10 protein-coding genes are annotated in these 15,996 nt (G+C 47.7%); 7 read left to right on the top strand and 3 right to left on the bottom strand.

Translation table 11 applies throughout. From position 1 onward, the window contains the following. Positions 1–31: 31 nt before the first annotated feature. Together ACO0KY_RS15610 and ACO0KY_RS15605 are read left to right on the top strand one after the other, a co-directional pair. Entirely contained in the window at positions 32–1,801 is a 1,770-nt protein-coding gene (locus tag ACO0KY_RS15610; protein ID WP_423047579.1) for a methyl-accepting chemotaxis protein, read from the top strand. A 129-nt stretch (positions 1,802–1,930) separates the two neighbouring features. Then, positions 1,931–2,275 carry an energy transducer TonB gene (locus tag ACO0KY_RS15605; RefSeq protein ID WP_423047577.1) on the top strand — a complete coding sequence of 115 codons (345 nt, stop codon included), beginning with the start codon at positions 1,931–1,933 and terminating at the stop codon, positions 2,273–2,275. Between the two features lie 211 nt (positions 2,276–2,486). Here ACO0KY_RS15605 and ACO0KY_RS15600 read toward each other — a convergent pair whose 3' ends face one another. Beyond that, positions 2,487–4,649, bottom strand: coding sequence for a M3 family metallopeptidase (locus ACO0KY_RS15600; protein ID WP_423047575.1), 2,163 nt, complete (start codon positions 4,647–4,649; stop codon positions 2,487–2,489). A 256-nt stretch (positions 4,650–4,905) separates the two neighbouring features. Between ACO0KY_RS15600 and ACO0KY_RS15595 the strand changes: the two genes are divergently transcribed. The 4 genes from ACO0KY_RS15595 (at position 4,906) to ACO0KY_RS15580 (ending at position 9,069) form a co-directional block, all read left to right on the top strand. After that, positions 4,906–6,390, top strand: a complete 1,485-nt coding sequence (locus tag ACO0KY_RS15595) for an AlkA N-terminal domain-containing protein (protein WP_423047573.1) — start codon at positions 4,906–4,908, stop codon at positions 6,388–6,390. 17 nt (positions 6,391–6,407) lie between these two features. Further along, on the top strand, positions 6,408–6,911 hold the full coding sequence (locus ACO0KY_RS15590) for a methylated-DNA--[protein]-cysteine S-methyltransferase (protein WP_423047571.1): 504 nt from the start codon (positions 6,408–6,410) through the stop codon (positions 6,909–6,911). Between the two features lie 208 nt (positions 6,912–7,119). Continuing rightward, complete coding sequence (locus tag ACO0KY_RS15585) at positions 7,120–7,680, top strand: phasin family protein (RefSeq protein ID WP_423047569.1); 561 nt, start codon at positions 7,120–7,122, stop codon at positions 7,678–7,680. Between the two features lie 210 nt (positions 7,681–7,890). Beyond that, on the top strand, positions 7,891–9,069 hold the full coding sequence (locus tag ACO0KY_RS15580) for an acetyl-CoA C-acetyltransferase (RefSeq protein ID WP_423047567.1): 1,179 nt from the start codon (positions 7,891–7,893) through the stop codon (positions 9,067–9,069). A 105-nt stretch (positions 9,070–9,174) separates the two neighbouring features. Here the strand turns inward: ACO0KY_RS15580 and ACO0KY_RS15575 are convergent, their stop codons facing one another. After that, on the bottom strand, positions 9,175–10,704 hold the full coding sequence (locus tag ACO0KY_RS15575) for a peptide MFS transporter (RefSeq protein WP_423047565.1): 1,530 nt from the start codon (positions 10,702–10,704) through the stop codon (positions 9,175–9,177). 311 nt (positions 10,705–11,015) lie between these two features. Next, on the bottom strand, positions 11,016–13,037 hold the full coding sequence (locus ACO0KY_RS15570) for a methyl-accepting chemotaxis protein (protein ID WP_423047563.1): 2,022 nt from the start codon (positions 13,035–13,037) through the stop codon (positions 11,016–11,018). Between the two features lie 345 nt (positions 13,038–13,382). Here ACO0KY_RS15570 and ACO0KY_RS15565 point away from each other — a divergent pair, with 345 nt between their 5' ends. Further along, positions 13,383–15,887, top strand: a complete 2,505-nt coding sequence (locus tag ACO0KY_RS15565) for a prolyl oligopeptidase family serine peptidase (protein WP_423047561.1) — start codon at positions 13,383–13,385, stop codon at positions 15,885–15,887. Positions 15,888–15,996 lie beyond the last annotated feature (109 nt).

Here is a 15,996-nt window from a genome sequence, read left to right as displayed (position 1 = left end):
GTTTTAACCATTTTTTCAGACTAGTTACGCAATGAATTTCTCAAATATGACCGTTAGTAAGCGTCTGGGGCTAGGTTTTGCTCTGGTATTGGCACTCCTCATTGCCGTCACGATTGTCGGTGTTTCCAGAATGGCGCAGATTCAAGGCCGTTTGGAAAACATCGTCAATGTCAGTAATGTACAAACTCGTCTGGCGCTGGATATGCGTGCCATTGTGTATGATCGCATGGTCTCTTTACGCAATCTGACACTCCTCAATGAAGCTGCAGACATGGAAAAAGATCTGGCCAAAATTGCCGATCAATCCAAAAAATATTCTGAAGCCAAAGAAAAGTTCTTGAAATTATCAGAAACTGACGGCGTACCAAGTCAGGAAATGAAAGACTTGATCAGCAAATTGACCGAGCGTGAAAACGCGGCGTCAGGTTTGCCAGCAAAAGCACAAGAATTAGGTCTGGCGAATAATCAGGAAATGGCGACTATCGCTTTGATTAAAAAAGTGCGCCCGGTACAACAAAGCTGGTTAGATACCTTGGATGAATTGGTAACTTTGGAAGATAAAGTCAACGGTCAGGTTGTCGCTGAAGCCAGCTCAGCATTCAAGGCAGCGACCAGCCTGATGTTGATTTTGGGGTTGATTGCGCTTGCTGGCGGTGTGGTGGCGGCGCTGTACATCAGCCGTAGTTTGCTCAAGCAATTAGGTGGCGAGCCAGGTTATGCTGCTCAAATTGCTGGTCAGATTGCTGCTGGTGAACTGACAGCCCCGATCGATGTTGCTGCGGGTGATCAGAATAGCCTGATTTTCGAAATGAAAAACATGCGCGACAGCCTTGTTAATATTGTGGCGCAAGTCCGTTCAGGTACAGACACGATTGCAACTGCATCGAGCGAAATTGCGATGGGTAATCTGGACTTGTCCTCCCGCACTGAGCAACAAGCTAGTTCGCTGGAAAAGACAACGTCTTCTATGCGCGAATTGACGACCACCGTTAAACAAAATGCTGACAATGCAAGAGAAGCGAATCAACTCGCTGCTTCTGCTTCAGAAGTTGCGCGTCAGGGTGGTGTGGTGGTTGCGCAGGTAGTGGACACCATGGGTTCGATTAATGAATCATCCAAGAAGATTGTCGATATCATTAGCGTGATTGATGGTATCGCGTTCCAAACCAATATCCTGGCCTTGAATGCCGCTGTGGAAGCGGCACGTGCTGGTGAACAAGGCCGTGGTTTTGCGGTGGTTGCCGCCGAAGTGCGTAACCTCGCTCAGCGTAGTGCTGCGGCGGCAAAAGAAATTAAAACCTTGATTGATACCTCGGTTGAAAAAGTCGAAGTAGGTACTAAACTGGTGGGACAAGCGGGTGTGACGATTGATCAGGTGGTCAGCAGCGTGAAACACGTGACCGACATCATCGCTGAGATTACCGCAGCAAGTCAGGAACAAAGCGTAGGTATTGAAGAGGTCAATCACGCCATTATTGAAATGGATGGCGTGACCCAACAAAATGCGGCTTTGGTTGAAGAGGCAGCGGCGGCGGCGCAAAGTTTGCAAGATCAGGCTGCTGAGTTAGCAAAGGTCGTGAGCGTCTTTAAATTGAGTGGCAATGACTCTTTACTGACGCATCGTCCAGCACCTGCACCAGCGTCAAAACGTGTAGAGCCAGCTTTGAAAGTCAATAAACCGAAAGCACGCGCACCGATGAAGTCCTTGCCTGCATCTCGTCCAGCAACTAAGACATCAAGCGCGTCGAGTTCATCAAATGCGAAATCAGCAGCTGCGGATGACGGTTGGGAAGAGTTTTAATTCCTAAGGACTAATATAGCTGGTCTGGCGCAGGTTTAGTTTCACTACTTGCCAGAACCATACAATGTCAGTCCTATGCATCAAAATAAGTACTTTTTATATTTATCCGAAACGAAAAGAAATATCATTATGAAATCATCGCTCTCTACATTGATTGCATCGTTGCTACTCGCTGCAGCTTCTTCCGCAGTGGCAGCAGAAACTGCACCAGTCATGGACAATAAGTCTTGCGATCCACCAAAGTATCCTAAAGCAGCTTTGATGAATGAAGAAACCGGTACAGTTGGCATGGGTTTTCTGGTTGGTACAGACGGTAAAGTGGTTGATTCTAAAGTAGAGAAATCCAGCGGTTCTAAGAGCCTGGATAAAGCTGCACTGACCGCGTTGGCACAGTGCAAATTTAAACCAGGTACCAAGGATGGCAAGCCTGAACAAACTTGGGCAAAAGTTGATTTTGTCTGGAAGCTTGAATAACTATTTGCTTTGCTCAGACGAGCGAGCCTGACAGAGCTTGTGCGTCAACAGAGTTGCAAGAACGCCTGATGAATTTCATCGGGCGTTTTGTTTTTTTGTGGCTATCTGATAGCGCGGGTTGCACCATCTCTAGATGCTGGTTAACCCTATTAAAAAGGGAGGTGCATTTTTGCACCTCCCTTTTTTAACAATCAAGCGTCAGAATATCAACTTAATTCAAACCACGACGAATCAACAAAGGTTCGATTTTTGCATCCCGACCACGGAAATTACGGAACGATTGCATAGGATCGATACTACCGCCGCGTGACAATAATTGCTGACGGAACCAGTCACCGTTTTTGCGACTGAGGCCACCGTTTTCTTTAAACCATTCTACCGTGTCGGCATCCAGTACCTCGCTCCACAAATAGGCATAGTATCCAGCAGAATATCCACCGCCAAAACTGTGCGAGAAATATGGCGTGCGGTAACGTGGTGGTACCGGCGCAAAATCAACCCCAGCTTCTCTCAAAGCAAGTGCTTCAAATGCCATGGTATCGGTCGGAATATCCTTTGCCGACAATTGATGCCAGCGTTGATCCAGCAAGCTTGCTGCAATATATTCCGTGGTCGTAAAGCCTTGGTTAAACTTCCCGCTGGCGATGATTTTGTCGACCAGGTCTTGTGGAATTGCCTGACCAGTCTGATAGTGTTTGGCATAGTTTTTCAATACTTCTGGCCAGACTGCCCACATCTCATTGACTTGGGACGGATATTCCACGAAGTCACGTGGCACATTCGTACCGGAGAAGCGCGGATAGCGTACTTGCGAGAACATACCATGCAGCGCATGACCAAATTCATGGAATGCGGTTTTAACTTCATCTGGTGTCAACAAGGTTGGTTCACCAGCAGGTGGTTGTGGAATGTTAAGGTGATTTGCAATTACTGGTTTGGAACCGAACAAAGCAGACTGATCCACATAGTTATTCATCCATGCCCCACCACGCTTATTGCTGCGTGCATACATGTCGGAAATAAAAATAGCGAACGATTTGCCATCGGCGTCAAATACTTCAAATACGCGCACGGTTGGGTGATATACCGGTAAATCTTTGCGTTCTTTAAATGTAATTCCGTAGAGTTTATTTGCTGCGTAAAAAACGCCATTTTGCAATACGTTATTCAATTCAAAATACGGCCGTAACTGACTGTCATCATACGCAAATTTTTGTTGATGCAGACGTTCGCTATAAAACGCCCAGTCCCACGCTGCGAGCTGGAATCCACCATGCTCGTCGTCAATCATTTTTTGTAATTCAGCAGCTTCTTTTTTTGCATTCGCAACGGCTGCAGGGGCTAACCCGCTCAGCATTTTATTGACTGCCGCAGGCGTCTTGGCGGTTTCGTTTTCCAGGCTATATGCAGCAAAGTTAGGATAACCCAATAACTGTGCACGTTCGGCGCGCAGGCGGGCCAGTGTCAGCGTGATTTCACGATTATCTGCATCACCGCCATGGCTGCCTCGGTTGATCGATGCTTCATATAAACGCTGACGGGTACCACGGTTTTCCAATGTTGCCAACAATGGTTGGCCAGTCGTGTTCATCAGCGGAATGAGATATTTGCCATCCAGACCTTTGTCCTTGGCGGCTGCAGCAGCAGTATCGATTTCAGCCGTGGATAGACCTGCTAACTCAGCTTTCGTATCGACGACTAACGCAGAGGCATTCATTTCTTTTAACACGTTCTGGTTAAACTTATTTTCCATTGTGGCCAGTTGGGCATTCAAGGATTTCAGTTTTTCTTTGTCGGTCTGGGATAACTTCACACCTGAGCGCACATAATCGGCGTAATAGCGATCCAACAAACGTTCGGATTCAGCATCCAGATGTAAGCTCGCTTTTTGATTGATTAAGGTTTGGATCCGCTGAAACAATTTTTCATTCAACACAATCGCATCTTGATGAGCAGATAACTTCGGTGCCAGATCACCAGATAAGGCTTCCAGCGCCGGATTGGTATTGGCCTCGGTCTGATTTTCGAAAATTTTGGAAACCCGCGTAAAGTTTTGTCCTGAACGCTCGAGGGCAACGATGGTATTTTCAAAACTTGGTTTCGCCGGGTTATTAGCAATTGCTTTGATCTCGGCATCTTCCTCGCGCATTGCCTGCGCAAATGCGGGTGCATAGTCTTCATTATGAATTTTATCGAAGACAGGATATTCAAATGGCAGCGTGCTTTTTACCAGTAAAGGGTTGGTAGCTTGCGCTTTGGCACGTGGCGCTTTTTTGACGGGGCTAGCTTGCGTGGATGGCGCGGAAGTTTCTGCTGCAACACCGGATTGAATTGCCAGTGCAGAACATAGCAGCATGAGCAGAGGTTTGGTCATGTGAATTAATATATTAAAAAAAGAGAAATTGAATAGTATCAGACTAGTCGAAACTAAAAAAATTCAATCAATAATTTTGTGGCGCAGGAAGAAGAATTGCGAGTTCATACACAGAGTTGTTTGTCCGAAAATGGCTAGATCAAAACTGAGAGGCCGCGTATAAAGAGGTCTGGCGCAGCTTGATTTCACTGACGATGGTTACGAGTGATTCGCGGCCAACTTGCTACCTGCGTATTTAACAAATTTCCAATTCAATATGAGCCCTGATAAACATGTCCCGACACCTGCACAACATCAGCAGCACTATTATCGTGCTCTGGCGGCGCGCGATAATCGTTTTGACGGTGTGTTCTTTACCGGTGTCAAAACCACAGGAATTTATTGCCGTCCGATTTGTGGCGTGAAAACGCCGCGAGAAACATCATGTATATTTTTTACGACGGCAGCAGCTGCCGAGGCCGCGGGTTTCCGGCCATGTTTGCGCTGTCGGCCAGAACTTGCACCATACGCGATACAGCAAAATCTCGCCCATGCGATCTGGAGAAAAATCGCGAATGGAGCGCTCAATGAATCCAGCATCGAAACGCTGGCACAACAGGTCGGTCTATCTTCGCGGCAAATGCGCCGTGTATTGCTGCAAGAATTTGGCGTCAGCCCGGTAGAAATGGCACAAACCCAGCGTTTGCTGTTTGCCAAAAAATTATTGCAAGAAACGGCATTAAGTATGGCTGATATTGCCTTTGCCGCTGGGTTCGGTAGTGTGCGTCGCTTTAATGCTTTGTTTTCTGAGCGTTATCACATGACGCCAGGTGAAGTCCGGCGTGCCACACCTTCCGCAGATGAAAGCCTGACGCTGCGTCTTGCATATCGACCTCCGTATGAATGGGACGCCTTGATGCACTATTTACGTGGTCGTGCCATGCCGGGGTTGGAAGCGATAATCGCAGAAAAATCGGGTATGGCTTATGTGCGTAGTGTTTCAATGGACGGAAAGTCGGGTTGGTTGAAGGTCAGTCATTTGCCAGAAAAAAACCAGATTTGCTTGCAAGTTGCACCGGAATTAACGCCAGTATTGATGCCTTTATTGGCAAAAATTCGTCAACAATTTGATCTGGAAGCCCATCCGCAAACGATCCACAGCCATTTGCAAGAAGATCCTATGTTGGTCAGTCAGATTCAGAAAACGCCTGGTTTGCGTGTACCCGGAGCCTTCGATAGCTTTGAACTGGCGATCCGTGCCGTACTCGGACAACAGGTCAGTGTTGCTGGTGCGACCACGGTTGCGGGACGTTTAGTGCAGCGCTTTGGCGTCGCAGTGACAACGCCCTTTGCAGCAGTGACACATCATTTTCCAACACCACTGTTGTTAACGCAGTTATCGATCGACCAATTAGCGAGTATTGGCATTCCAGGCGCACGTGCTGCTACTTTGCAGAATGTCGCGCAATTTGCCCTCGATGGCGGTTTTGAAAACGCCGCTGATCGTAGTCTGGAACAAGCTATCACGCAAATGAAGCAAATACGCGGCGTTGGTGAATGGACTGCCCAATACATTGCAATGCGGGCGCTCAGGTTTTCAGATGCCTTTCCAGCTGGCGACTTGGGTTTGCAAAAGGCGGCCGCCCAAGCAAGCGAACCTGCTGAAATTCGCTGGAGTGAGAAACAACTATTAGAGCGTTCCGCCTTGTGGTCGCCATGGCGTGCCTATGCTGCTCTTTTGCTATGGCAATCATTAAAATAGGTCTTAGGAGTCATAAAATGAAATTTACTGAATTCGATAGTCCCTTAGGTCGCTTAACTCTGGCGGCGACTGAGCGAGGATTGGCTGGTGTGTATTTTGAAGACCACCGCCATTTCAAAGGTATGGACGGATGGCAACGCGCAGACAACATGGATACATTAAATCTTGCTAAACAGCAATTGGGAGAGTTTTTTGCCGGCACTCGCGAGCAATTTGATTTGCCTTTAGATTTCTCAGCGGGAACTTCGTTTCAACAGCAGGTGTGGCGTGCCTTACAAACTATACCTTTTGGTGCCACATTAAGTTATGGCGACCTCGCAAGACAGATAGAAAATCCACAAGCCGTGAGAGCGGTAGGCGCGGCTAATGGGCGCAATCCCATATCAATTATTATTCCTTGCCATCGCGTGATTGCCTCTAGCGGTGCGCTGACCGGGTATGCCGGTGGCCTAAAAAATAAGCAAAGCCTGCTCAAGTTTGAGGCAGAAAAACATCAGCCCTCGAGTTTGCGGTTGACTTGATAAGTTATCTAAAAAAAGCTGGAAACCCGCATGGATATTGAATATTGCTGTTATGCCAAATAATATCATTTAGCTCATTTTGGTGCGATGCACAAAAAGTGCTTGACGTTTAAAATCCGACGTGTAGAATCAGGGTTGTTGCGGTGCACCATAAACAAATTCGTGGTAGGCGCTGCCGATTACTTAATCCTCACTACCGGAGAATGTCATGACTACATCACCAGAACAATTTATCGCTGCTACTAAAACTAACCTGGAAGCACAATTTGCTTCTTTGACAGCATTGAACAAAAAAGCATTTGAAGGTCTGGAGCAGTTGTTTGCTCTGAACGTCAATGCAGCTAAAGCATCTTTCGAAGAAGGTACTGCAACTGCTAAGCAATTGTTGGCAGCTAAAGATCCACAAGAATTCTTCTCTTTGACAGCAGCACAAGCTCAGCCAAGCGCAGAAAAAGCATTGGCATATGGCCGTCATCTGGCAAGCATCACAACAGCGACTCAGCAAGAATTCACGAAAGCAGTTGAAGCGCACATCGCTGAAACTAACACTAAAGTCATCGGTCTGATCGACGAAGTGACTAAAAATGCACCAGCTGGTTCCGAACAAGCTGTTGTTGCTTTGAAATCTGTTGTTGGTAACATCAACGCAGGTTACGAACAACTGTCTAAAACAACGAAACAAGCTGTTCAGACTTTGGAAGAAAACCTCAGCAAAGCAACTCAGCAATTCACACAAGCTGCTGAAAAAGCAACTGCTAAAAAGAAGTAATTAAAAATTAAGCGCGAATTTTTTTATTAATTTTCGTGTTTAGTGAAAAAGCTAAAAGCCCCCGACTCCCACGGGGGTTTTTTTTTGTCTGAAATTTAGTTCAGGCCGCCGTTATTGCCGTTGCTGGTGTAATCTGTCAGCTTGTTGTAAAGCGTGAATGTTTCAATTATTGCTAAGCATTTCATTTTTTTGGAAAACTGGAGAATTCATATGCAAGACGTTGTAATCGTTGCTGCTGGTCGTACTGCCGTTGGTAAATTTGGTGGCTCCCTGGCAAAAATCCCGGCATCAGAATTAGGTGCGATTGTGATCAAGGGCTTGTTGGCTAAGATTGGTCTCAATGGTGATCAGGTAAATGAAGTATTGCTTGGACAAGTCTTAACCGCGGGTGTTGGTCAAAATGCCGCACGTCAGGCAGTCATCAAAGCCGGTTTGCCAGACACCGTCCCAGCAATGACGATCAATAAAGTCTGTGGTAGCGGCCTGAAAGCGACGCATCTGGCAGCCCAGGCAATTAAAGTGGGCGATGCAGACGTGATTATTGCTGGTGGTCAGGAAAATATGAGTGCTTCGCCACACGTATTGAACAACTCCCGCGATGGCTTCCGCATGGGCGATACCAAACTGGTCGATACCATGATCGTTGATGGTCTGTGGGACGTGTACAACCAGTACCACATGGGTATAACTGCTGAGAACGTTGCAAAGAAATATAGCGTGTCTCGTGAAGAGCAAGACTTGTTTGCTTTGGCGTCCCAAAACAAGGCAGAAGCAGCACAAAAAGCCGGCAAATTCAAAGATGAAATCATTCCGGTAGAAATCGTCAGCAAAAAAGGCACGGTGGTTTTTGATACCGATGAGTTCATTAAACATGGTGCCACGCTCGAATCTCTGTCAGCATTGCGTCCAGCGTTCGACAAAAACGGCACAGTGACAGCCGGTAATGCCTCCGGTCTCAATGATGGTGCGGCAGCAGTGATCATGATGTCTGCCAAGAAAGCAGAAGAGCTGGGTTTGCCAGTGTTAGCGCGCATCAAAGCTTATTCATCTGCTGGCATTGATCCAACGATCATGGGCATGGGCCCGGTTCCGGCAGCACAATTGTGCTTGAAAAAAGCCGGCTGGACGCATGCAGATCTGGATCTGATGGAAATCAACGAAGCGTTCGCCGCACAAGCCATCGGTGTGAATAAAGAAATGGGCTGGGATACCAGCAAGATCAACGTTAACGGCGGCGCGATTGCGATTGGTCATCCTATCGGTGCATCTGGTTGCCGTATTTTGGTCAGCCTGATCCATGAAATGATTCGTCGTGACGCCAAAAAAGGCCTGGCTAGCCTGTGTATTGGCGGCGGCATGGGTGTCGCACTGGCAATTGAACGTCCGTAATATGTTGGACTCGATGCGGTATCGATGCTGATATCGCCATAAAAAAATCCCCGCTTGTTTTGGCAAGCGGGGATTTTTTATTCTTTAAAGCAAGCGGTACCGATGTTAGTGAATACCGTGCATTTTCTTCGCCATCCACTTGTTCAACAGCATCATCACGATACCAGCAGCAATCGGAACAATGGTGAAGATCAGGAAGAAAGTCGACAGAGAATACGTTTCCGAGATTTTATCGATGTAGCTACCGCTCATACCTGCAAGCTTATTCGCGATTGATGTATTCAGGAACCAGACACCAAACATCAGACCCAACAGGCGTTGTGGTGCCAATTTACTGATATACGACAAGCCAACTGGTGACAGACAGAGCTCACCCATCGTATGGAAGAAGTAAGCGGCGATCAGATAGACCATGCTGACAGAAGCTGTTTTTGCACCAGCAGGGATACCTGCTGCGCCGTAAGACAAAGCGGCAAAACCCAGACCCAACAAAACCAGACCAGTACCGAATTTGATTGGACCGCTTGGCGACCAATATTTATCCCACATCTTAGAGAACATCGGTGCCAGAATGACCAGGAAGAAGGAGTTCAGTACACCAAACCAGGTTGCGGGTACGTCTGATTGTGACATCCCGAATTCACGACCCAGCATCCAGATCACCAACGCCCAGATGATACCGATACAGGTGATCAACAGGAGATTCGATACCAGATAGCGTTTTGCCGTGCCAGCAAACAATTTCAGCAACAACCAGCTCAGAATCGCCGTTGGTATCACCGTCATCAGACTGTTAACGACTTTAAACAACATGCCGCTGGTACCAACCAGTGTGCGGTCTGTGTAATCGGCAGCAAAAATGGTCATAGAACCACCCGCTTGTTCAAACGCGAACCAAAAGAAAATCGTAAAGAAAGAGAAAACGAAAATCGCTTTCAATCGGTCTTTAACAATATGCGGTTCAGGTTCTACTTCTGCGACAACTTCTGTTTTCTGTTGCGACTTAGATAAACCGATATCGCCGAAAATACCCTGGCCGAGGAAGAACTGAATAGCACCCAACAGCATAAAGCCACCAGCGAGCGCAAAGCCATACGACCAGGAAATTTTTTCACCGATATAGCCGCACAACAAAATACCGAAGAACGCGCCAGAATTCACACCCATGTAAAACAGGGTATAGCCGGAATCACGTGCGTGTTCGTTATCTTTGTTATACAACTGACCAACGATGGCGGAGATGTTCGGTTTAAACAGTCCTGTACCGGCAACTACCAGTGATAAACCTATGTAAAACATCGTTGGTGTATCAAATAAGAGTGACGCGTGTCCGGCGGCAATAATGAAACCACCAAGCACCACAGAACGGCGACTGCCAAGGAAACGATCAGCAATATAGCCACCGAGGATAGGTGTCAGATATACCAGACCGGTGTACCAGCTATAAAGTGACATTGCTTCAGCACGGCTCCAGCTCCAACCGCCTTTGGTCGTTTCCGTGACCAGAAACAATACCAGCAAGGCACGCATGCCATAGTAAGAAAAACGTTCCCACATTTCTGTGAAAAACAGGACAAATAAGCTGTCAGGGTGCCCGAGGATGGTGTGCGCCCCGGATGGTTGAATTTTGTTCAAACTGCTCTCCGTTTTTTGGTTTTTAGTTAATAAATACTTTTTAAATACTTTTGTGGCAAATTAATTTTCAATATTGAATACAAAATGTTTCGAATTGCATCAATTCGGCGGCTAGCTTACCACGATGAAAAACTCATATAGAAAGACATATGCTGCGATGCAGCAAAAAGTGTGCCAATTTGATTCTCCAAAAAGGTGAGAACGGGGGAGCTTTTTCTCACCTTAACTGCGCGCAAGTTCGATAATCCTTGAGTTTAGAGCAGTTTGGATAACTTCAAGCTGTTCTAAACGGGTCATTGCAAAGCACTACTTCAGGGGGCACGATGTATGCGTTTTGCCACAGCCGATGAGTTAGTTGAATGGGCATTATTGCCAATATTGAAAATTGTCAGCGACTGCCACAGTTTTTGTGCTTCATCTTTCAATGAGTCGGCTGCAGCGGCGGATTCTTCTACCAGAGCCGCATTTTGCTGAGTCGATTCATCCATCAGGCTGATTTCACCGTTAATGTGTGCAATACCCTGGCTCTGCGCCGACGAGGCGGTTGAAATTTCGTCGAGGATGGTCGACAGACCTTCAACCGCAGACAAAATATCTTTCATCGTGGCACCAGCGGCATCGACCACTACCGTACCTTCATTCACCTTGTGCAAAGAATTTTCAATTAATGATTTGATTTCTTTGGAGGCAATGGCACTACGTTGCGCCAGATTGCGCACTTCGCTAGCCACCACAGCGAAGCCACGACCTTGCTCGCCAGCCCGCGCAGCTTCTACCGCGGCATTCAAGGCCAGAATATTGGTTTGGAAAGCAATTCCTTCTATGGTCGCGATGATGTCGGACATTTTGCGTGATTCAACCGAAATATCTTGCATGGTCGCCACCACTTTTTCAACTTCGGCACTGCCGCGATGTGCCGTGTGGGAAGCAGAAACCGCCAGTTGGCGCGCCTGCTCGGCATTATCAGCATTCTTTTTCACGGTGTCGTTCATCTGTTCGACACTGTTGGCTGTTTGTGCCAGCGAGGATGCCTGATTTTCGGTGCGCTGCGACAGATCCAGATTGCCCTTTGCAATTTCACTTGAAGCACCCGATACAAATTCACTACTTTCGCGAATCGCACCAACGATGCCACGCAATTGCACCTGCATCATATGCAGCGCATACAACATGCTGCTTTGATCACCGGCTTGCAATTCAACATGCGTAGTTAAATCACCTTCTGCGACGCGTCTGGCGATATCCACTGCAACATCGGGCTCCCCGCCGAGAGGGCGGATGATTAACTTATTGATGACAAAGACTAGCATTGCCGATACCACCAGCACGCTTAAGAAACCAACGATGATAGAAACGTTTCGCAGGTGACGCACCTGAGCCAGAATTTTGTCCTCCGGAGCGTTGATCACAAATGACCACGGCGTATCGCTGCCACCGATGCGAATAGGCACAAAAATCCGGTACATACGGGTGTCTAAATTCGTATCGTCTATCGTATCTGAGTATGTTGCGCCATGAGCAATGGCGGATAACGCCGCTTCGTTACCGGATAATTTTCCTAATTCAGTACCTACACGCTTAGCGTCTACGTCGCCGATAAACACTGCTTTGTTTGATAACAAGCTTGCATAACCGGTTTCGTAAGGACGAATTTTACTCACCTCTTGCTGAAAGCCTGCAACCGGCAAGTCAACCGTGACCGCACCCGCGAACTTACCAGCGATCACAATCGGCACGGTTATCGTCGTCATGAATACGTCTTTACCAGCGATTTTGTACATGTATGGTTCCAACAGGACTTCTTTGCCACTCTTTTTGGCCAGCAAATAATAGTCACCAGCGCCTTCCTTGTCGTAATCAGTCAACGCTTCCACCTGGGTTTGACCGCTGCCACGATTCCAGTACGGTAAGTAGCGGCCCGTCGCATCGTGTCCGGGTTTGCCTATGTATTCGCTATCTTTACCGTCAAACACATTGGGTTCCCAGATAGTGCCGACACCAGTAAATTCAGGATTGCTTTCCAGGATGCTCTTTAACAGCAGGTCGGCATTCGCGCGGTTCGCTTGGCCAGACGCTTGCATCGCGGCCAGATTAGCAGCCATGTTGCGGGCGGCATGAAGGGCGAGATCGATTTTTTCGGTAATCAGGCCGGCGTTATATATCGCCAATTGCGTTGCATATTGTTCAGCCGATTCCGATTGCATCTTGCTGGCCTGGAAACTGAGCAAACTGGTGGTGACGGTGAAGCCGATCACAACCATCGCTAATACCGCGATGAGCATTTTCCCGCGCAAACCCAGGTTGGCAAACCAGGTAGGTGATGTTGTTGACATATTAATCTCTTTTTATGGACTAGTTGCATTCGTTGCGAAATGACACCCGCTACACAGGCATCATACTAAGGATAATTAGCCTAAGGAGCGAGTCTCATGCTCAATTGCACACTGAGAATACGAAAAAAGCATGAAAAAGCGACGGTATTTGTCGTAAAAAGCGCAGCCATGTGCGCTGCAGCAAATACGGTTGACCTTACCGTTATTTCAAAATTATCAGTAGACAAAGAATGGCGTCGCGCTACACTGCTGTACTTTCCTGGCAGAATGAGATTGGTAGCTCATTCATGTATGCCCCCAATTTGTGTCCTCATTTTTCATTGACCGCGTCTTGAACTCAGAAACATGCATCATTATTTGACTATGCCTTCGAACTTGCGCCGACTGACCCCTTTGTTGTTGCTGATTGTCTCACCTTTTTGTTTATCAGCGAATGGCGCAAGAGCAGTGAATCCCAATGATGGCATCTACAAAATGCCACCACCCGAGTTGCAGGCGATCGTTGACGCACCACGCGGTCCGAATTTTAAGTTGGGCCCCCAACGTAAAACTGCCTTGTTGATGTCGTTGCCAGGTTTGCCGGGCATCGCCGAAGTTGCGCAGCCTGAATTGCGACTCGCTGGCTTACGCATCAATCCGCGTACTCGTGCCGCGAGTCAGTTTGAGTTCGGAAATGGCCTCAGTATCCTCGAAGTGACAACCGGAAAAACCGTTGCAGTCAGTGGCGTGCCCAAGAATCCACGTATCGCCGACACTGCATGGTCACCCGATGAGCAATGGGTCGCATTTAGTTGCTGGGTCGAGGGTGGGGTAGAGTTGTGGCTGCTCGATGTCAAGAAAGCGCGAGTGCACCGGCTGATTGCCGATAAATTAAATGCAACCACCAGCCCCGGTTTTGAATGGAGCGATGGGTCAGAGCAATTATTTGTGCATTTATTGCCACTGCGTCAAAAACCTTTGCCGCCCGCGCCATTTATTCCAGACGGCCCAAATACCCTGGAAACCAAGGGTGGCAAAATTACCCAAAACCGCACTTATCCAGATATGCTCAAAACACCTACCGATTCGGCAATATTGGATTGGGAACTGCAAACGCAATTAGGTTTTGTAAATACCAAAGGTGAATTGCACCGTCTAAATCCGGTGTTGACTCTCAGTAAAGCACAGGTGTCACCCGATGGCAAAATGATCTTGACCACGCAATTACGCCGTCCCTATTCCACGATGTTGCCCATGGATCGCTTCGGTCAATTAATCGAACTGTGGGATAAACAAGGTAAGAAAATAAAGACTGTCGCTGAACGCCCTATGCGTGAGCGTTTGCCAACCGGTAGTGACGCGGTTCAACAGGGACCGCGTGATTTTGGTTGGCGCACCGATAAGCCTGCGACTCTGTATTGGTTGGAAGCGCAGGCGGGCGGTGACCCGGAAGTCAATGCTAAAGTACGCGATTTGCTGGTGCAACAACCAGCGCCATTTGATGCGCCACCACAAAAATTGATGGAACTCGCATGGCGTTTTTCCAGCGTGCAGTGGGGCAACGATGGCTTGGCTTTAGTCACCGAAAGCTGGTGGAAAACCCGTGATACCCGCACCTGGCGTATCCATCCCGGTGTTGCTGATGTGAAACCGGAATTGCTGTTTAGTCGTAAGACGGAAGATCAATACGCCAATCAGGGCAATCCGGTGATCGAGTTGAATCAGTTCGGTTTACCGACCTTGAAAACTACACCAGACGAAAAAGCCATTTTTCTCGCTGGTCTGGGTGCGAGTCCTGAAGGTGATCGACCCTTCTTAGACCGATACGATCTCACCACCAAACAGAGCGTACATTTATTCCGTTCACAAGCGCCTTATTATGAACACGTGGTGGGGCTCTTGAATGACAATGGTAGCAGGATTATTACGAGCAGAGAATCGAGCGATGAGCGTCCAAACTATTTTGTACGTGATCTCGCAGGCAATGAATCACCACGCGCATTAACGAATTTCGCTACACCTTTGCCGCAATTAAAGGGCATAAAAAAGCAACAAATCCGGTATGCACGTGCTGATGGCGTAGAGTTAAGTGCGACCTTGTACTTACCAGCAGGGTACGAGCCTAAGCGTGATGGACCACGCCCGATGTTAATGTGGGCTTATCCGCGTGAATTCAAAACAGCGGATGCAGCAGCACAAGTCACAGGTTCGGCCTATAAATACAACCGCATTTCGTATAACAGCCCGATGGTGATGTTAGCGCGTGGATATACCGTGCTGGATGGTCCAGGCATGCCAATTATTGGTGAAGGTAAAAGGGAGCCAAATGATACCTATATCGAACAATTGAAAATGGATGCAGAAGCCGCTGTCGATGAAGTGGTGCGGCTTGGCGTCGCTGATCGCAATCGCATCGCTATCGGTGGTCATAGTTACGGTGCGTTTATGACGGCAAATTTGCTCGCCCATACCCGCCTGTTCCGCGCCGGTATTGCACGTTCCGGCGCATACAACCGCACACTGACACCCTTCGGCTTTCAGTCTGAAGACAGAAATTTCTGGCAGGCTGAAAAAGTGTATCAGGATATGTCGCCGTTTAACTTTGCTAACCAGATCAAAGACCCGTTACTCATGATTCATGGTGAACAAGACAACAATACCGGTACCTTCCCGCTACAGAGTGAACGCATGTATCAGGCCTTGCAAGGCTTGGGCGCAGTGTCTCGTCTGGTCATGTTACCAAACGAAAGTCACAGCTATCGCGCCCGTGAATCCATTATGCAGATGTTATGGGAGCAAGACCGTTGGCTGGACATGTATGTAAAAAATGCAAAACCTGAGGTAGGTGGACGGGAAGATAGCAATCGCTAGGCTGCAATGCGAGCAAATCAGGGCAAACCAGCCACAGAATGTGCCAACGACAGCACCTGGTTTACTACTTTTTATATTTTTGCATTAATATGCAGATGACTCAAACTTC

Source organism: Undibacterium sp. Dicai25W (genome assembly GCF_049340505.1).
GTDB lineage: Bacteria > Pseudomonadota > Gammaproteobacteria > Burkholderiales > Burkholderiaceae_D > Undibacterium > Undibacterium jejuense.
The sequence above is the reverse complement of the archived record's forward strand: the minus strand, read 5'-3'. Positions and strand labels throughout refer to the sequence as shown.